13 protein-coding genes and 1 pseudogene are annotated in these 19,107 nt (G+C 48.3%); 8 read left to right on the top strand and 6 right to left on the bottom strand.

Annotated elements, in window-relative coordinates; genetic code table 11:
- Positions 1-345 precede the first annotated feature (345 nt).
- Positions 346-1,572, bottom strand: a complete 1,227-nt coding sequence (locus tag BLS14_RS12710) for an MFS transporter (RefSeq protein WP_064642065.1) — start codon at positions 1,570-1,572, stop codon at positions 346-348.
- A gap of 96 nt (positions 1,573-1,668) precedes the next feature.
- Here BLS14_RS12710 and BLS14_RS12705 point away from each other — a divergent pair, with 96 nt between their 5' ends.
- Positions 1,669-2,277 carry a molybdenum cofactor guanylyltransferase gene (locus BLS14_RS12705; protein WP_256336481.1) on the top strand — a complete coding sequence of 203 codons (609 nt, stop codon included), beginning with the start codon at positions 1,669-1,671 and terminating at the stop codon, positions 2,275-2,277.
- A 32-nt stretch (positions 2,278-2,309) separates the two neighbouring features.
- Here BLS14_RS12705 and BLS14_RS12700 read toward each other — a convergent pair whose 3' ends face one another.
- Complete coding sequence (locus BLS14_RS12700) at positions 2,310-3,284, bottom strand: AraC family transcriptional regulator (protein WP_072733658.1); 975 nt, start codon at positions 3,282-3,284, stop codon at positions 2,310-2,312.
- 246 nt (positions 3,285-3,530) lie between these two features.
- Here BLS14_RS12700 and BLS14_RS12695 point away from each other — a divergent pair.
- The 6 genes and pseudogenes from BLS14_RS12695 (at position 3,531) to BLS14_RS12670 (ending at position 11,765) form a co-directional block, all read left to right on the top strand.
- Positions 3,531-5,535: pseudogene (locus tag BLS14_RS12695) on the top strand (beta-galactosidase).
- Between the two features lie 130 nt (positions 5,536-5,665).
- Entirely contained in the window at positions 5,666-7,456 is a 1,791-nt protein-coding gene (locus BLS14_RS12690) for a sensor histidine kinase (RefSeq protein WP_090951990.1), read from the top strand.
- Positions 7,453-8,553: a response regulator gene (locus BLS14_RS12685; protein ID WP_090951987.1), complete on the top strand. Its 1,101-nt coding sequence runs from the start codon at positions 7,453-7,455 to the stop codon at positions 8,551-8,553. Before BLS14_RS12690 ends, BLS14_RS12685 begins: the two co-directional genes overlap by 4 nt.
- Before the next feature lie 144 nt (positions 8,554-8,697).
- Positions 8,698-9,978 carry an ABC transporter substrate-binding protein gene (locus BLS14_RS12680; protein ID WP_063566932.1) on the top strand — a complete coding sequence of 427 codons (1,281 nt, stop codon included), beginning with the start codon at positions 8,698-8,700 and terminating at the stop codon, positions 9,976-9,978.
- Positions 9,979-10,056: 78 nt separating this feature from the next.
- Complete coding sequence (locus BLS14_RS12675; RefSeq protein ID WP_063566933.1) at positions 10,057-10,941, top strand: carbohydrate ABC transporter permease; 885 nt, start codon at positions 10,057-10,059, stop codon at positions 10,939-10,941.
- A complete protein-coding gene (locus tag BLS14_RS12670; protein WP_024632759.1) occupies positions 10,938-11,765 on the top strand; it encodes a carbohydrate ABC transporter permease in 828 nt (275 codons plus the stop codon). The genes BLS14_RS12675 and BLS14_RS12670 overlap by 4 nt, the downstream gene beginning before the upstream one ends.
- Before the next feature lie 115 nt (positions 11,766-11,880).
- Here the strand turns inward: BLS14_RS12670 and BLS14_RS12665 are convergent, their stop codons facing one another.
- Positions 11,881-13,368, bottom strand: coding sequence for an aminotransferase-like domain-containing protein (locus BLS14_RS12665; RefSeq protein ID WP_090951984.1), 1,488 nt, complete (start codon positions 13,366-13,368; stop codon positions 11,881-11,883).
- 157 nt (positions 13,369-13,525) lie between these two features.
- On the opposite strand from BLS14_RS12665, the gene BLS14_RS12660 reads away from it, so the two are divergent.
- On the top strand, positions 13,526-14,134 hold the full coding sequence (locus tag BLS14_RS12660) for a LysE/ArgO family amino acid transporter (RefSeq protein WP_090951981.1): 609 nt from the start codon (positions 13,526-13,528) through the stop codon (positions 14,132-14,134).
- An 87-nt stretch (positions 14,135-14,221) separates the two neighbouring features.
- Here the strand turns inward: BLS14_RS12660 and BLS14_RS33470 are convergent, their stop codons facing one another.
- The 3 genes from BLS14_RS33470 to BLS14_RS12645 form a co-directional block, all read right to left on the bottom strand.
- Positions 14,222-15,058 carry a methyl-accepting chemotaxis protein gene (locus BLS14_RS33470; protein ID WP_076287553.1) on the bottom strand — a complete coding sequence of 279 codons (837 nt, stop codon included), beginning with the start codon at positions 15,056-15,058 and terminating at the stop codon, positions 14,222-14,224.
- A gap of 323 nt (positions 15,059-15,381) precedes the next feature.
- On the bottom strand, positions 15,382-16,383 hold the full coding sequence (gene moaA, locus BLS14_RS12650; protein WP_063566937.1) for a GTP 3',8-cyclase MoaA: 1,002 nt from the start codon (positions 16,381-16,383) through the stop codon (positions 15,382-15,384).
- 119 nt (positions 16,384-16,502) lie between these two features.
- Positions 16,503-18,725 carry a methyl-accepting chemotaxis protein gene (locus BLS14_RS12645; RefSeq protein ID WP_090951979.1) on the bottom strand — a complete coding sequence of 741 codons (2,223 nt, stop codon included), beginning with the start codon at positions 18,723-18,725 and terminating at the stop codon, positions 16,503-16,505.
- Between the last annotated feature and the right edge of the window lie 382 nt (positions 18,726-19,107).

The raw sequence follows: 19,107 nt of genomic DNA, 5'->3' as shown, positions 1-19,107 counted from the left end.
TAGAGGTTTAGGGTGAGAAAACAAGTTAGGGTTATACGCCTAAGCTGTAAACCTAAATCTATAAACGTAAAAGGCGTCTCCAGGGCAACATGCCAATGGAGACGCCTTTCTTTTTTACTACTACAATTCTTAATCTTTTGTTTCGGTTTTTTAAACGATGATGTTACACGATAACGGAGAGGACAGAAATAACCTGAAGAAGCGGAGCGTTCGCCTTTATCCCCGGATTTTCCCCTTTAAATAAGGGATTCAAAAAAATCTGGGGATAACAGCGATCGGAAGGTTGTTCTGTCATCGGAGTGCTCCAGTGTGACTTTGAACGTGCGAATAGCCTACAACAAAAAATTACCTTTCACCCATTTCCGTCAACACTGTTGGCTGATAGCCATTGCGGCGGTTCGAGAGCCACATGATTGCAAAACCAACAGCACCGATCAGGGAGAAGAATACCCCGATGTTATACATCACTTCGGCACCGAAGCTCTGGAACAGCCAGCCGCCAAACAGGCCGGCAATGACACCAGAGAGGCCGCCCCAGGCCATTGTATACACGGCCTGACCAGAGGAACGGTACGGCCTTGGAATGAACAGCATCGTCAGCTGGGTTCCTACATAGAAATACCCGCCGAACGTAATGGAGTGCATGAGCTGAATGAACACAATCTCTAACGGATTGTTCGCTAAGGCCATGAGCTGCCAGCGGATGGCGAACAACAGACTGATCAGGATGAGCGATGATAGAAGCATGCTCATTTTGCGTTTGAGAAAACGGTCCAGGAGTAAGAAAACACCCACTTCAAGGATGGATGATGTGAAGATGGCCCAGCCAACCATCTGTTTATCGCCACCCATTTCCACGATGTATAATGACATAAATGTACTGTTCATAGCGTTGGGTACGGAAACGAGCACCCCAAGCCCGATAAAGATCATAAAGTACGGATTGAACATCACCCTGCCGAAACGTCGAAAGCTCACTACAGGTGTATCTGAAGCGATCGGCTGTCTGGGTAGAAACAGGGCAAAGACAAAGGCAATGACAATCATGAAGGCAAAGACAATCGATACACTGCCCGCTCCCAGGCGGTCAATCAGCGGTCCGGCAGCCACAGCGGTTAGAGCCCAGCCGAGCGATCCCCAAAGACGAAACGTACCGAATTTCTGATTCGTGCCATCGATATAACCAAGAATCAGGCTGTTGGTTTGGGCAAACAACGGACTTTGAAAAAAATAAAAAAAGATCATGGCTGCATAAATCCAGGCATACGTAGGCGCATAGAATACGGCCTGAGCAAGTACAAAGGTGCCACCCATCATCATCATCAGAATAATGCGAATATTGCGTGATTTATCGCTCCAGAATCCCCAGAACGGATTAGCGAACAAGGATACAAACGGACCAATCGCCATCAGACTGCCAATCTCCAATTTGGTCATCCCGATTTCCTGCAAATACAACTGAAGAAAACCGGCGAAGATTGAAATGGCTCCATAAATGAAAAAGTTATATAGTTTCAGCGAAACCAAAGAGGGATTGCCTCTTCCGGGTGCATATCTGTCCAATAGAGCCATTCCTTTCAGAATCATATTCTTCAATGTATCATTTGTTGAAAGGGTATTCAATGTATAGAATAAGTTTATTGAACGAGGAGGATTTCCGTGAGCACGATGGAATGGACAGGTATTATATTGGCTGGAGGTTTATCCCGCCGTATGGGTTCCAATAAGGCATTGTTGGAATGGAATGGTTCCAGCGTGCTGGAGCAGGTCATCCAAGCGATGGCACCAGCTGTGAATAGTATTATCGTTTCCGCAGGAGCCAACACGGCTGCATACAAGGCATTGCCCTATGACTGCGTTCAGGATTATTACCCGGGGAAGGGACCGCTCGCAGGGTTGCATGCCGCGCTGGAAGCCTCGCAGACAGACTGGAACCTCATCTGCGCCTGTGATATGCCGCTGCTAGAGCCATCCTTTTTCAAAGGCTTGAAGTGGCTCACCGAATCAGGTCAAGAGCATCATGCGATCGTTCCACGACTGGCAGGTCGTGTTCATCCGCTTGCAGGTGCATATCATAGATGTGTTCTCCCCGAACTTGAACAGCGCTTATTAGATAATAGACTGAAAGTAACCCAATGGCTTGAAGAGATCGGCTGCCGATATGTCGACGTCGATGAGTTGGAAAGCGCTGGCGTCCATGATGTGGCCATTCAGCTTAGTAATATGAATACCCCGGAAGAGTATGAGCATATTCGCAACAGATCATACGGCCCTTAACCCATCTATTCATTCATCTTCTGATTCCTTTCTTAGTCCGATTCGGTCTCCCAACTCTGGTCCACTGGACCCGATTCGTTGGATAGATCCTGAACGGCGTTGCGATATTGAAGTGGACTCTGGCCCGTCCATCGTTTGAATTGCCGACTGAAGTGCGACAGATGGGTGTAGCCCAGCTTCCATGCAATTTCCCCCAAAGAGAGCTTCGGCTGTTCGATCAGTACTTTGGCTTCCTGCAGCTTCAGGCTGGACAGGTAGGCCCGTGGAGATTGTCCGTATACCTTGCGAAAGATCTGCAACCCATATCCCGGACTGATGCCAAATGAGGATATGATCTGTTCCACTTTGACGGTGGATACATTGCCCTCTTTGATTCGGAGCTGGGTATGGAACGCCTGTTTGATGGCTTCTGCGATGGCTCCTGCATAATGCATGGCTGCGGGAGCTGGAGCATTAGGCGAAGCATCAGATCGGGTGGATAGTGGTTCACGGTCAGCTGCTTGGGACAGCAGGGCAAACAATTCAAACATGCGTGCCTGCATGATAAATTTGTCTGTGGAAGTGTATGCCTCCGATGTTCTGATCATGTTCATCCAGTTCTCCAAAACAGGGCGCATTTGCATATTATCTGTGGTGCCTGCCTCATAGATTCGGCTGTGATGTGACATCAGCTTCAGGGTAAATACGGGATCATCTACATTAAAATGAGCACTGAAGTACGTCATGCCCTCTGATGATACACATTGGTTTGTATGTTTGAATCCGGGTGGAATTAGCAGAATCGAACCTTCCTCAACCGTATAGGTATATCCGTGAATTACACTCTCCTGAGTCCCCTTTATAATCAGCATAATTTCAAAGCCCGGATGGCATTCCTCCGGCATCGCCCAACCGTATGGAACTTGTTGGCTGTGCGCTCCATAGAATTTAATGTTACAGTCGATAATAGGCAGCCAGTGAGCCAGTGTATGATGTGGCATTTCTCGCAGCTGCGATCGGATATCCATGACATTCACCTCGGAAAAGGGTAAAAATAACTCGCCTTGTACAATCGGCACCCATAGTATACTTCATTATAATCAGTTTAACGCCAACATTGAAAATCGCAGAACAGGAGAGCGTTCGGCAGATTGCTAAGTCTCTGATGTACTTCAATAGATAATAATGTAAACGTTATCATTTTTCAATTGGATCATTTCATTTTGTATAAATGCCAAGAGCTTCATACTTCCGGATGAAAAGGGGATTTTAACATGGACAAGTTATTGTACGGGGTAGCCTACTATGACGAATATATGCCTTATGAGCGATTGGACAAGGATATTCAGATGATGAAAGATGCAGGCATCAGCGTGGTGCGGATTGCGGAATCAACATGGAGTACGCATGAACCACAGAATGGTGTATTCGACTTCTCCTCAGTAGATCGTGTTCTGGATGCCATGCATGCGGCGGGTATTCAGGTTATTGTGGGTACACCTACGTATGCTGTTCCGACGTGGATGGTCAAGGAGCACCCGGATGTTCTGGCAACAACGGTACAGGGACCGGGGAAATATGGGGCGCGGCAGATCATGGATATCACACATCCGACGTATCTGTTCTATGCGGAACGCATCATTCGCAAGCTGATTTCCCGTGTCAGTAAACACCCTGCCGTGATTGGTTATCAGACGGATAACGAAACGAAGCATTACAACACTGCCGGAGATAATGTACAATTGCAATTCGTCAAATATATGCGTAACAAGTTCAGCTCATTGGATGATCTGAACAAGGAATTTGGGCTGGATTACTGGAGTAACCGCATTAATAGCTGGGAGGACTTCCCGTCTGTTGTTTGGTACAATCAACGGCAGTCTGGGAGCTGAATTTGCCAAATTCCAGCGCCAACTGGTAACCAGCTTTCTAGCGTGGCAGGTCGGAATTGTAAATGAGTACAAACAGGAGGGGCAGTTTGTAACCCAGAATTTTGACTTCGACTGGCGTGGATATTCGTACGGCATTCAGGGAGATGTGGACCATTTTGCCGCATCCAAACCTTTTGACATCACCAGTGTGGACATCTACCATCCGTCGCAGGATGATCTGACCGGCATTGAGATTTCATTCGGTGGTGACGTGGCACGTTCCACCAAACAATCGAACTATCTCGTACTGGAGACGGAAGCACAGGCTTTCTGGCATTGGGTTCCCTACCCCGGACAGCTTCGCCTTCAGGCGTTTAGCCACCTGGCATCGGGAGCAAACATGGTCGCCTATTGGCACTGGCATTCCTTGCATAATTCATTTGAGACGTATTGGAAAGGATTGCTGAGCCATGATTTTGAACCCAATCCGGTGTACAACGAGGCCAAAACGATCGGCCGGGATTTTGCCAGACTTAGCCCGCAACTTGTGAATTTGAAGAAAACGAATCGGGTAGCCGTGCTGTTCAGCAATGAGGCGTTGACGTCGATCAAGTGGTTCGGATTTAATTTTACGAGTGACAAAAAATACAACGACGTTATCCGCTGGATGTATGACGAATTATACAAAATGAATATTGGCTGTGATCTGATTGATCCGTCTGTGGAGAGTTATGAAGGCTATGATGTGATCGTTGTGCCTGCTTTGTACGCAGCTTCCGATGTCTTGCTTGAGAGGCTGAACCAATTCGTACAAGATGGTGGGCATGTCGTTTACTCCTTCAAGAGCGGATTCGCTAATGAGCATATTAAGGTCCGCTCTACCCACCAGCCTGGACTGATCAGTGAGGCTTGTGGCATCAGTTACAACCTTTTTGTAGAGCCGAAAAATGTTTCGCTTCGAGATGATCCGTTCGAGGTTGGAGAGGAACAGAATCAGATTCACACCTGGATGGAACTCATCATACCAACAACTGCAGAAGTGCTGGCCTGGTATGATCATCCTCACTGGGGAGAATATGCAGCAATTACCCAGAATACCTATGGCAAGGGCAAAGCAACGTACGTTGGATGTTATACCAGCTCCGCGGTGATCCGCAACGTGTTGGAGCGTGTCATGAAGGAAGCTGGACTGTGGGGAACCGATCAGGAATTGGCTTTTCCAATCATCGTGAAGAGCGGAGTGAATGATCAGGGGAATACGATTCGGTATTTCTTTAACTACTCCGATCAGGCGATTTCGTTCGTGTATGCCTACGGGGATGGAACGGAACTTTTGGCAGGAACAGCGGTGTCCGGAGGGCAGAATATGAAGCTGGAACCATGGGGGTTCTGCATTATTGAGCAATAATGGGAAATCATAAATGAATTGACAAGTCTGTTTTCAATGATTATAAAAAGAATACCAAGACCAAAGCGCCCTCGGCTTCATGCTGGGGCGTTTATCTTATTTTAGCTCATAGCTCAGGAGTGGATGCCTCGTGTTTACCGAATTATATCGGAAGCTTACTGATCCGTTCAAACGCAGCATTCGCAACAAATTAATCCTCACCATGACGTTTCTGGCCATTCTGCCCGTCATTGCCATGACGGTTGTAGCAGCCGAAAATACCCGTTCTTCCATGGAAGAAGAGATCATGGAGACCAACCGTGCGAATATGAATTGGGCCTCCATCTATTTGGGTGAACAATTCGCGCGGATGAACAATCTCATCTATTCCATTCAGATCAGTGATGAGCTGCATCAGTATTTGGCATTGAACCAGGATGCTCCAGCTGCCAGCCGCTTCGATGAACAGAAGGCTGTGTTCAACATGCTGAACAGTGTATATTATTCGGCTGGCAACTATGTATTTGGTGTGGAATTATACCTGAAGGAACTGGACACATTGTTCACCTTCAACTCGATGGAAAGCCGGATCAGATCAGTCCCGAACATTCCTTCGGCATACGATGAACTTTTTGAACAGCATAAGGACTTTACGATTATTAATGATCCGAACGATCCAGAGAAGTTTCATATGACCCGCAGCATGAACCGATTCGAGGATCAGGCGCAGATCGGCGCGATCAGTCTGGAAGTCAAGTGGGCCGAATTCAATCAGACACTGGAATTGCTGGACAGCCGGGGAGATTATGCGGTGTACATCGCGGATAGTACGGGAAGTCCGGTCTATCAGCCAAATAAGGAGATACAGCCTTCAGCAGAGGCACTGGAAAGGCTCGCAGCTACGAAGGACAGTTCCGGTTTCATTCGAACAGCCAAGGAATATGTATTCTATCATGCCATTGATCCTTCAGGAATGCGTCTGATCAAAATTGTACCTTCCCATGTCATCAATGAGAGTGCAATGGAAACGATGAAATATGGTCTTGTTGTGGGTGGGCTAGCTACCGTGGTTTCGGTATTGTTGGCAGCACTTGTGGCTTGGCGAACATCCAAACCGATTGTCAGACTGGCGAATTCCATGAAGGGAATCCAGTTGATCAAGGACAAGGAAGTGGTGCGCAGTGGTCGGGTGGATGAGATTGGCCTGCTGGAGAAAAATCTGCATGGTATGGCAAGCCGCATTCGGGAGCATATCCGGGATAACTATCTCATGAATCTGGAGAAACAGACGGCCGAGCTCAAGGCGCTTCAGTCCCAGATTCACCCGCATTTTCTACAAAATACGTTACAGATGATCGGAGGTATGGTGTACTCACAGAAGCCGGCAGACAGTTATAAAGTTATTCGTGCACTAAGTGAGATGTTCCGTTATATTGTCAGAGCGCCGGATGGTCTCGTGCCATTACAGTCCGAATTGGACCAACTGGAGCATTATATGCTCATCCAGAAGCAGCGTTTTGGCAGCAGACTTGAATATAAACTGGAGATTGAAGGCGGGCTGAATGACTGTTACATTCCCAAGTTGTCCCTGCAACCGATTGTGGAGAATGCATTTGTTCATGGTCTGGAGAAAAAGCAGGGAGAGTGGAAATTGAACATTCAAGTTGTCCGACTAGATCATGAGGTAACCATCCGCATTTCCGATAATGGGATGGGCATGGATCAAGAGAGGTTGGCCGAGATGCAATCGAGACTGTCCAAGCTGTCCCAGCAAGGAGACAGAGTATGGAGCTCGGGCACTAGCATTGGTCTGGTCAATGCCGCATCACGCATTTTGATGCACTTTGGGCCTGCATACGGTATGAACATGGAGAGTGGGGAAGGACAGGGAACCCGTGTCACTGTTCGAATTCCTTGCCATACAGGAGGCGAGATCTCGTGAACAAGGATCATTATAGAGTGCTGTTAGTGGACGACGAGCCATGGAATAGAGACATTTTGCGAAATTTGGGCACGTGGGATGAGCTTGGCATGGTGGTAGCAGGTGAGGCAGAGGATGGCGGAGAGGCGATCCGGTTGGTCGAGCAGCATCAGCCCCATATTATCATTACAGACATGCGTATGCCGGGTAAAGACGGCGTGGAACTGCTCCAGACGCTGAGCGCACAATATCCGCATATCAAAGTGATTGTGGTCAGCGGTTATGATGATTTCAATTATGCGAAACATGCCATTCGTCACCGTGCCGCTGATTATCTGCTTAAGCCAGTAAATCCCGATGAATTGAATAACGTTCTGGCCAAGTGTAAACGTGAATTGGAAAAGACCGAGTCCGGGCCGGAGTCCTGGGAACCTTATCCTTCGGCTTTTTCTGGCGAATTCTCGTTGTTCCAGCAGCAGGCACGCTTGCGTTTTAACGACTTGAACGTTCAGGGATTGCATGAGCTGTTCGGGCAGCTGGAGCACCGACTTGATACCAGTGATATCCAAAGACCGCAACAGCTGGGGCGGATTGCATATGAATTGCAGACGCTGCTGGGCGAGCTGTGTGTTTCCAACGGCTTATGTGAGCAACCTGTAGCAGCTGTGCTCCCGCCGCCGACGGCTCTGGCGTCCATCGCATCGGCGGTGGACTGGATATCAGCGCCTTACTATACTTCGTTGGAGCAGCTGATTGCGCAGCGCAAATTCAAGAACAAGCTGAACCTGGATGAGGTGAAGCAATATATCGATCAGCATTGCATGGAGATGATTACGCTGGAGCAGCTTGCCCAGATCTTTTTTGTCAGCAAAGAATATCTCAGCAAGGTGTTCAAAAAAGAACACAGCGTGAATGTGACCGACTATATTGTCCAGTTACGGATGGCAAGAGCCAAGGAGTGGGTGCTCGATGATCAGATTCCATTCAAACATATTGCTGAGATGACGGGTTATGAGGATGTATCGTACTTTTACCGGGTGTTCAAGAAACACTTCGGAGTTTCGCCTGGAGAGATGCGAAAGGGACAACCTCGAATATCAGGTAACAGCCCTAAATAATTCGTTCACAGAGAGCTTACTGTTGGATTAAGGTTTAAAATAATCCAATAAATGAGTCTAATAATGTCCAATGAAGCGCTTTCATTTCATGATATATAATGATCCTATGAAAGACAAACCAGTTACACCGGGAGGTCATAAGAGATGAAAGTATGGAAAAGCGTAGCAAGTGCGGTACTTGTGAGTGTTCTGCTCGCAGGCTGCGGTTCCAATGCGGGTACGGATGGTAAGACGGAGGGAACTGCATCGGGCAGTACGGTGTCCCTCAAAGTATTCATTGCACAGCCGCGGCTGAAAGAACATTACGATAAATATATAGAACAGTTCAAAGCCAAGGAGAAAGCCGAAAAGAATATTGAGGTCAACGTACAACTGGAGATGCCGCCAGCAGATAATGCGCCTCAGATTCTGAAAACACGACTTGCCTCCAATGATGCACCGGACGTGTTCGCACTTCATGCGGTCAATGAAATTCCACCGTTCAGCAAAGCAGGTTATCTGGAAGACCTGTCGGGTCAACCTTTTGTCGATAAATTACTGGATTCCGTTAAGCCTTCCGTAACGGATGCATCGGGTAAAGTCGTGGCCGTTCCTTTGGAAACGTTATCTTGGGGATACCTGTACAATAAGGATATTTTCAAAGAGCAGGGGATAGAGGTACCTACAACTTTGACGGAAATGAAAGCGGTCGTGGAAAAGCTGAAAGCAGCCAACATCACCCCGTTTGAACTTTCATACAAAGAAGCCTGGATTCCACAACTGTTCCTGCCACTTACTGTAGGTGCACTGACTCAGTCAGAACATAAAGACTTCTTGGATAAGATGAATCAGGATCAAGGTTCCTTCTCGGATATGAAATCCTTGTTCGACATCTTCGATCTCGTCAATGCCAATGGAACGGAGAAAGCACTCGAAGTGGGCGGCGATGATGGTTCAGCAGCCTTTGCAACAGGCAAAGCAGCAATGTGGATTCAAGGACCTTGGTTCGCGGAAACCATCCTGAAGTCCAATCCGGATATCAACTTCGGCGTAGCTCCACTGCCGATCAATGACAACCCGGATGATACCAAAATCAACCTGAGCACATCGACTTCACTGGCCGTATCTTCCTCCAGCAAAAACAAGGAAGTGGCACTCGACTTCGTGAACTATGTTCTCGATGACAAGGACTCAAGTGCATTCTACGAAGCACTGAAATTCAATCCGGTTGCCAAAATTCATGACTTCAAAAGTTTCCCTTGGGTAGACGATGCCCTGAAATATGTTAATGAAGGCAAAGCGTATCAGGATCCATCCATTCCTCAAGCGGTTAAGGATGAATCAGGCAAAGCGCTGCAAGGTTACTACTCCGGACAACTGGATCAGCAGCAGGTGATTGATGCGCTCGACAAGGCGTGGAAATCCTACAACAAAGTCAACAAGTAAGCAGATGAAACGGCTGGCAGAACGGTCTTCGTTCCCCCGTTTCCGCGAGTATGCTTATAGTGAAAAGGGGGAGAACCAATGGCTACGAATGTATTCAAGAAGTATCTGTCGCTGCTAGCGTTCACTGCGCCTGCCTTTGTCATCTATGCCATTTTCCTGCTGTATCCCACATTTAGCGGCTTGTTCTACAGCTTGACGGACTGGAATGGTCTGAACCGGGATTACAGTTTTATCGGTCTGGGGAACTTCGTGGAACTGTTCAAGGAAGATCCCGACTTTCTGAATTCCCTGTGGTTCACGTTGAAATATGTGGTGTTTATGCTGATTCTGCAAAATGGAATTGCCTTGCTGCTCGCCGTGTTCATTGAGACACGGACGCGCAGCAAGGGGTTATTCCGGACCCTGTTTTTCATGCCGAACATGATCAGTACAATCATCAGCGCCTTTATGTGGACATTCATCTTCTCCCAGGTGCTGCCGCAGCTGGCCGAGAAGTTGGCGTTCTCCTTTTTGGACCAACAGTGGCTGGGTGATCCGAAATTTTCATTCTACTCCATCCTGATCGTATCGCTCTGGAATGGTGTGGGGTATATGATGATCATCTATCTGGCTGCACTCCAGGGTGTGCCGAAGAGTCTGAAGGAAGCGGCTGTTATTGATGGAGCCAATGCGTTCCAGGTCCTGCGTAATGTCGTATTGCCGATGATTACTCATGCCGTGACGATCTGTTTCTTCCTGACACTGAACGGAGCCTTCAAAGTATTTGAAGTTGTGTACGGTCTGACAGGTGGCGGTCCAGGCAGAGCCACTCAGGTCATTACGATGAATATCTATGAAGAGGCATTCTCCAACAATTTTAGATACGGATATGCCAGTGCCAAGTCGGTTGTGTTATTCGTCATCGTGCTCATCTTCACGCTCATCCAGATTACGGTGATGAAGAAGAAAGAGGTGGAAGCATGAGGATGCAACGAATTAACAGCTACCTGATTCGACTGCTGCTGGTGCTGGGCTCCCTCGTCGCAATGCTGCCAATCTACATGGCGATTGTGAACTCATTCAAAACACAAGGCGAAATGTTCCAGTCCTTTATAGCTCTCCCAACGACATTTCATTGGGAAAACTACTCGGATGCGTTTAACAAAATCAACCTGCTGGGCAGCTCCTTGAACTCGGCGATTGTATCCTTCCTGGGGATTGGGGGTATTGTATTCTGCGCTTCATTGGCCGGATACAAGCTGTCGCGTACTTCAGGCAGATTGAGCAACCTGATCTTCTTCCTGTTCGTGGCATCCATGCTCGTTCCTTTTCACTCGATCATGATTCCGCTGACACGGGTTGCCAAAGGACTTCACGTTCAAGGTAGCACATACGGATTGGCCCTGATCTATATCGGACTTGGTGTGAACATGGCGATCTTCCTGTATCACGGGTTTGTTAAGTCCATCCCGCGTGAATTGGAAGAATCGGCACAGATGGATGGATGTAATGAGTTCCAGACGTTCTTCCAGATCATCTTCCCATTGTTGCTGCCAATTACGGTCACCATCGCCATCTTGGACTTCCTGTGGATCTGGAATGACTTCCTGTTGCCACTACTCATGCTGACAGATGTGAATCGTTATACGCTGATTCTGTCTACGAACATGCTGTTTGGCGAGTACAATAAGGAATGGCCGTTGATTCTGTCCTCCCTGGTACTGACCGCGATTCCGGTGGTTCTCATCTATGCGTTCTTCCAAAAGTTCATCATGGAGGGTATTGCAGAGGGTGCGGTAAAAGGGTAAGGAAAACCTGCCTGCGATCTAGACGAGACGTATCTGTCTCATGAATACAAAAACTCAAAAGAACCGCCATGATCGGAGGGATGTCATTCCTTCCGATCATGGCGGTTCTTTCATTTCATGATGACATCAGCTTCTTGACTGTCTGTGCCAGAAGGTGAAGACCACGCTCCATCTCATCCGGTGAAGCATAGGCATAGGACAGACGAATGTGCTCCGCATCCAGACGGTCATAGAGATAACCCGGATGAATCAGCACATGATTCTCCAGACAGGCATGGAACAGTTCGCGAATGGATAGAGGACTGGCGGTGAATCGGAGCCAGATATAAAAACCTCCGGCAGGTATGCTCCACTCGGCGAGTTCACTGAAATCGCGTTGCAGAAGCTCAAGCATAAAGTCTCTGCGTTTGCGCAGTTCTGGCCGCAGGCGATCCATATGTTGCTCGTGGTATCCATCGGCAAACCAGAGCGCAGCAGCCTCCTGAGCGAGGGAGCTGGTGCCATAATCCGTCTGCATCTTGATGTCTGCGAGGCGACGGATGACCGGCTCTGGCCCAACTAGCCAGCCGAGGCGCAGACCGGGGCTGACCGCCTTGGACAAGGTGCCCATGTGCAGCACCCGTCCTTCTTTATCACGCGCTTTCAGTGATGGCGGCGGGGGCTCGTCCAGCCACAGGTCGATGTACGCGGCATCCTCCAATATGGAGATGCCGATGTTCCGCGCTGTGGCGAGCAGTTCTTCCCGGCGGCTGTCACTCATGACGGAGCCAGTAGGATTGTGGAAGCTCGGAATCGTATAGAGCAGTGAGATGCTGTCCCTGTTTGCATTGTTCTGTACGGCATCTTCCAGACGCAGAGTGTGTAAGCCTTCTGCATCCATCGGAATGCCGCTCATTTTCAATCCGGCGGATTGGAAGGCATGAATGGAGTACAGATAAGATGGTTTCTCCAGCAGAACTGCCGATCCGCGGGGCAGAAGCCCAACTGAAATAAGGTGCAGTGCCTGAAGAGAGCCGGATACGATCAGAATGGAGTCAGGGGAGGCTTGGATACCACTTTCTTGCAAGTAAACGGACAAAGCCTGACGGAGCTCCAGACTACCCTGAGGTTCGAGGTAGTTTAGTGTACGAGGACGACTGGATAGAGCAAGGAGGAGGTCGTTAAAAGCCTCCTGGGGCATCAGCTCAGGGGCAAGCTCACCTGTACCAAGCCTGATGATGCCTGGCTGGAACTCAGCCCGGTTAATCTGCTGTACCTCTGGCAGATTGGGATAATACCAGCCTTCTTCGATGGCTTCCTCCCAGTTGGGCATGGCTCCGTGAGCCAGCGCATGCCAGCCAGAGCCGCAGACATAGGTTCCGCCACCATGTCTGCCTTCAATCATGCCTGCGGAGGCCAGATTTTCCAATGCAGTAACCAGCGTGCTGCGATTCACTCCCATGGATTGAGCCAGTGTTCGTTGTGAAGGAAGCCGATATCCTGCTGTCCATTCGCCGGCAGTAATTTTCTCGCTGATATAGACTTCAATCTGTCGGTACAGAGGTAGGGAATGGGACGGGTCTGGCTTCCAGCTGCCCCCCTGTCGAGAATCGGAACGATTCATGGGCAGGTTTGCCTCCTTTATAGAATGAGTGATGGGATTTACGTTTTCTTTTATTTTGAACACTATATCATTTGGTTGGGTCCAATGCCATCCAAGTGGTTGGTTACGCCTGACGTTATCTCTACTATTATGGAGACATGTCTAAGGGGGATGAACGATGGGGGTAATTATTCACGCGGTGGTGCTGGCGTTTGGCCTGATCTTGCCACTCGGTGTACAAAATGCATTTATTTTTAATCAGGGCATGAGTCAACGAAGTTATGCGCGGGCGCTGCCAGCTATAGTAACCGCAGGACTCAGTGATACGTTGTTGATTGGAGCAGCGGTCGGAGGGGTGTCCCTCATTTTGCTGCAATGGCCGCTGCTGGCGAATGTATTGTATGCAGGAGGGAGTGTATTTTTGCTCTATATGGCATGGAGCATTTGGAGGTCATCCGGACCTGCCAATAGTTCAGCAGCAGTGCTGTCTGCGGGAAGACAGATCGCCTTTGCTGCTTCCGTTTCCTTGCTTAACCCGCATGCCCTGCTGGACACGGTAGCCGTGATCGGCACCAGTTCACTTCAATACGAAGGGGTGGCACGCTTTTATTTTGCAATAACGGCGGCAGTGGTATCATGGGTATGGTTTCTGGGACTGGCAGGTGCAGGCAGGCTAGTAGGTAGAACAGATCGTACAGGCCGGGTCAGTGTTTTCTTCAATCGGTTGTCCGCTGTAGTCATGATCGGAATGGCGGGCATGATGCTGTGGAAGCTGATCCTCTCGTAAAAATAGAAAAGAATCCCCTCACGTTAAACGTGCGGGGATTGTTTATATGCTGGCTTTATAGTTAATGCGCCAAATGAGTATTCTATCTTATTCTGCCTTCAATAGCATGGATTCAATAAAAGCTTTGAGATCCTGAGATGCGTTGTTCAGCTGATCAATCACCTCGCTGAACTCGGTGACGAGTTCGGCCTGCTGGTTGCTGGATTGGGCGATGGATGTAATCTCCTGTTCCATCTGACGAATGGAATGCTGTACTTCCTTCAAGGAGCGTTCGATGTTCACTGTAGCTTCTTTGGTTCCGGTAGATAATTTGCGTACTTCGGTAGCAACAACGCCAAAGCCGGCTCCAGCTTCTCCTGCTCGTGCTGCCTCAATGGCAGCATTCAGACCCAGCAGGTTCGTCTGCTCCGAAATTTCACGAATGAATGAAGCGACCTTGGTGACTTCACTGGAATTTTGCACCGCCATCCGTGTGTTGTCCAAAATCTGTGAAGATGAAGCGGTCAGTTGCTGGGATTGAGCAGCTACGGTCTGAACCATATCGGTTAACTTACCGCTGATTTCTCCGATCAATTCGGTGAAGTGCCCCAGTTTTTCCTCGTTTTTGAGCGAAAATCCAATGGCCAATGCACCTACGATCTGGCCTGCTTCATCGCGAAGCGGGGTAGCCGCAGAGTTAATGGGAGTCCCGTAATGATGCGCTTCAATACGATTGGCTGAAGTCTCACCATGGATAAGTGCCCGGCGTAGTGTAGGATCTTCGAGTGAGATCGGATCTCCGGCCTTGATACCCAAATCAAGATCTTCGCTCCGTACGTAATACCGGAACTGCTCCATATCGGTAACAGCAATCATCAAATCATTTTCCTTGAGCATGATTTTAAAATACGGGCTTGCTGCAACAAGTGCTTCAACAATATTCAATTGGATCAACTCCTATATATGTGTGCGTATTATCGTGATGTATTGTATATTCATCGTCAGAATTGCGGGATTCTTGAAGGCCTAAAGAGGACATATGGCAGATTAATTTTATTTTAATCTTGAAATCAGGAAAATTGATCAACAAGGTTAGAAAAAAGAAAAATACATGACAAAAAAGCTGCTGAGGATCATCTGACCTCAGCAGCTTTTAGTACATCGATAATGGCTGTATTTTGAGAAGTATATCGTGTGCTTACGTTTATTATTTCTTCCTGCTCTGATGCATTTAAACGATGAGCAGGTACCCGCAAGATCACGCTTGCCTAACCGCCGATCTGGGACATGCGTCGTACCGTCGGTGTATGACTTTGCATTTTCTGCTCCAGGGCAAGCGCCATTTCATGATTCTTCGGTTTGGTGCCAAGCGCTTTGAGGAAGAGAGCTGCCATAGCATCGGGAGCATCTACGAAGCGGCGAACGTTGTATTCATCCGACCAGTACAGACAAGCTTTGATATGCCCGTCTGCTGTCAGGCGAAGACGGTTGCAGTTGTCACAGAAGTGATCACTGACCGGATGGATCAATCCGAATGTCCCTTGTGAACCGGCAATCTTCATGTTTCGTGATGGACCATTACCTGCCGGACCTGCCGTATTTTCCACCGCCCAGCCAGCCTCCGCGCATACATCCGTGACTGCTTCCAGCGGCAAATACGATTTGCGCCATGAATCTGAAGCCTGCCCAATCGGCATATATTCAATGAAGCGTACATGCAGTGGCTGATCTATGGTCATGGCAATGAAATCCTTAATCTCATCATCATTGATGCCCTTCATTAACACGACATTCAGCTTGATCGGAGCAAGTCCAACTGCCGTGGCGGCTTCAATGCCTTTCAGCACCTTATTTACATCCCCACCGCGAGTAATCATGGAGAAACGGCTCGCCTGCAGGGAATCCAGACTGATGTTAATCCGGTTCAGTCCAGCATCTTTCAGGGCCTGAGCCTGTTTGTCCAGCAGCAATGCATTGGTAGTTAACGCAATATCTTCAATCCCGTCAATGGCCGAGATCATACTTACGAGTTGATGCAGATCTTTCCGTACCAGAGGCTCGCCTCCGGTCAGACGGACTTTGCGCATTCCCATTGGAGCCAACACTTTGAGCACCTGGGCGATTTCCTCGTAGCTCATAATTTGGTCATGCGGGGCAAATTCCATGCCTTCTTCAGGCATACAGTACACACAACGCAAATTACAGCGGTCCGTAACAGAAATACGGATGTAGTCATGTATTCTGCCAAAAGAATCCTGGAGCATTTCCATGCAGACCACCCTTTCATTGATTCAGATTGGAAAGCTTCTATATGAAATGAACCGACAATGTCTAAACGAACAGTTGCATCAAATTTTAGCTATTTCTCCAATCCGCGTCAATGATGACGTCAGGTAATTACGTTTTTATCGGGATGGGTCAGTTGGAATTGTCCCACAAGCTGTTGCAAGAAGACCGTGATGGCTTCGACATTGTGCGATGAATGCTGAACGTGCAGCATGTCGTTAATAAGCTCGACCATCTCGGCTTCCACCTCCGAAGACGTGGAACGATTTTTGTGGCTGATGGCAGCGATATTCTCCATCAATACCACGACCTGATCTACAACCTGTGTTCTTTGGGGTTCTTCAGCCGTTGCACTTTGGAGTAACTGCGAAGCAGCCTGAACAAGCGTGGTGCCTTCAGCCAGCACCTGATCGCCTTCCTTGATGGATTGCGAGGCTGCTCCTGCCGCTACTGAGATATTATCCAGAATCTGATGAATATCTTCCGTGGAGGAACGGGATAATTCTGCAAGTTTGCGGATCTCACCAGCAACGACGGCAAATCCACGTCCGTGTTCGCCAACATGGGCTGCTTCAATGGAAGCATTTAGTGCAAGCAGGTTGGTCTGTGCCGAAATTTCATCAATGACAGCAAGTGCGCGGTAGATATCCTGCATGGTCGCCATAAAGGATAGAATCGTATGGTTGGTGTCGGACACGGCTCCCGAGATCTGAGTCATTTTGTCTCCAATACGCTCCACTTCCTGGCGGGCAACGTCAATCTGCTCTGTGGACGACACTTCAAGCTGTTGTAAGGTGAGGCGCATTTCGTCGGCGGCTACTTTGGCCTGATCCAGGTCCTCAAGCTGCTTGCGTATCCCCTGAATCATAGAGCCAAGTTTGAGATTTACACGTTCGGTTGTTCCCTGTGTAGTTTCCGTTGACGCCCGCATCTGGTGCTGGTTGTTCATCACATCCACGGTGGCAAGCTGTACCTTGAGCATAATTCCTTCCAGAGAGTCGATCATATTGTTAATCCATTTCGCGAGTTCACCTGACTCATCCTGGGCAAAAGCCGACGTGTCCAGACGCTGAGTCAGATCCCCTTTGCCTTCGGCGTTAATCCGAATAAAGCGGCTAATGCGGCGCAAATCCTCATGGCCCCGTTGAACATGTTTTCGTTGCAGTTGGCTTGCAGTCAGGAATCCATAGATGAAATTAAAGGCAGCGATGGCTGCTGCGCTCCATGCACTTCCAGTCAGCGCATATACAAGTGCAGCTCCCGCAATGCCTGACAACAGGATGTACAAGCTATGCTGCTTGAATTGGCGCCAGCCAATGCTGCGTATCCGATACACTTCCTCCAGATCGCCTTCACACATCATGCCCCACAGATCCGGACAGTGGGGAAGCTGGAACGTGATGCCTTTTCCAATAACTGATATATGACGATAGTCTGAATAACCCGGAAAAGCCACAAACAGATTGGAGCCATTGTGAATGGTATTCGCTACACCGGGATGAAGTTCGTTGGTAGAAGGATCGGTAAACATCAGTTCCAATTCGGTATGTTCTTTAACAGATACAACGCCCCATTCAGTGGTTACGCCGTCTTTCAGATTCTCCCCATGGGTGAATGTATGATCCTCGAAGCGGCTGCGGGACAGGGCAGTCCCGGGTTGAAGCGTAGGCCGCAGTTTTGATTCAGCCATAAAAAGATAATTATCCCCCGAATCAGGGTAGATGTGGCCTGATTCACGCTGGATCAGATCGCCCAATACATCATTAGGCACACGACTGCACAGGGAACCGATGTAACGGCCGTTTTCCATGATCGGTACGATAAACGTCAAGGTTACATCATCGTGAAACGTGGAAGAACGTGGTCCAATTTCTAGTGTGAGCGGATCAGAATAAGGTCCAAACAGGCACTTTTGTCCGTTGATATCCGCTTGGGTATACCTTAATCCTGGCCCGATCAAAGCATTTCCATCTTCGTAGACTTGTCCAATATGTTTCTTATATGTAGAAAATACAACCTGGTTTTGCTCGTTCAGCATAAAAAGCTCAGTACTATCGGTAGCGCGTACATAACTTGCTTCGAACCATACCTCTAATCCATGTACATCTTCGGAGCCTTGCAACATACCTTGCGGATGAACAGCTCGTACCTGCTGAAGCAATCGATCCAGATGATTCCACTGCTCTTCAGCCCAATCCATCAAAAGCTGCCGCCGGGTCTCGGCGATACCCTCAAAGATTTCCTCCACGTCTTGCTTCATATTTGCATTCAACCGATACGACCGCCACAGCGGCCACCCTTTTCTCCATCCCAGCCAATCAAACATACGGACCACCCCGATTTCTGATTTTGAAAATCTTTTGCGAGACTGTTCGGTAACGCGATTATCCAGCCACTATGGGTGGTGGACGAGAATCAATGACACCGCCTTCATGATCCCAGAACCAGACACCGTATCGGGGCGAGAGTTCACGTCCTTCTATATGAGCATTTTGCAAAATGCTGTTATCAATGTTTATACAAGAAAATCAACAAGAATACGAGGGTATATGTCATATTTTCCGAATATTCATTCAATAAATACAAATGATTATGCGCCTTTACTTGGATATTACAAGAGTTCTGTATAAGTGAAGCAGATGTTAGATAACATACACGGACATTGACATGTTTAGGACTGAGAATCGGTATCATTTTACACTGTGTAA

Origin of the sequence: Paenibacillus sp. OK060, assembly GCF_900101205.1 — a bacterium.
Classification (GTDB): Bacteria; Bacillota; Bacilli; order Paenibacillales; family Paenibacillaceae; genus Paenibacillus; species Paenibacillus marchantiae.
This window is presented reverse-complemented; position numbering and strand designations above follow the sequence as displayed.

What these genes read in the sequence shown, in the direction of transcription:
- BLS14_RS12710 (WP_064642065.1), bottom strand. Translation starts at nt 1,572, where the DNA reads ATGGCTCTATTGGACAGATATGCACCCGGAAGAGGCAATCCCTCTTTG.
- BLS14_RS12705 (WP_256336481.1), top strand. Translation starts at nt 1,669, where the DNA reads ATGGAATGGACAGGTATTATATTGGCTGGAGGTTTATCCCGCCGTATG.
- BLS14_RS12700 (WP_072733658.1), bottom strand. Translation starts at nt 3,284, where the DNA reads ATGGATATCCGATCGCAGCTGCGAGAAATGCCACATCATACACTGGCT.
- BLS14_RS12680 (WP_063566932.1), top strand. Translation starts at nt 8,698, where the DNA reads ATGAAAGTATGGAAAAGCGTAGCAAGTGCGGTACTTGTGAGTGTTCTG.
- BLS14_RS12675 (WP_063566933.1), top strand. Translation starts at nt 10,057, where the DNA reads ATGGCTACGAATGTATTCAAGAAGTATCTGTCGCTGCTAGCGTTCACT.
- BLS14_RS12670 (WP_024632759.1), top strand. Translation starts at nt 10,938, where the DNA reads ATGAGGATGCAACGAATTAACAGCTACCTGATTCGACTGCTGCTGGTG.
- BLS14_RS12665 (WP_090951984.1), bottom strand. Translation starts at nt 13,368, where the DNA reads ATGAATCGTTCCGATTCTCGACAGGGGGGCAGCTGGAAGCCAGACCCG.
- BLS14_RS12660 (WP_090951981.1), top strand. Translation starts at nt 13,526, where the DNA reads ATGGGGGTAATTATTCACGCGGTGGTGCTGGCGTTTGGCCTGATCTTG.
- moaA (WP_063566937.1), bottom strand. Translation starts at nt 16,383, where the DNA reads ATGGAAATGCTCCAGGATTCTTTTGGCAGAATACATGACTACATCCGT.
- BLS14_RS12645 (WP_090951979.1), bottom strand. Translation starts at nt 18,725, where the DNA reads ATGTTTGATTGGCTGGGATGGAGAAAAGGGTGGCCGCTGTGGCGGTCG.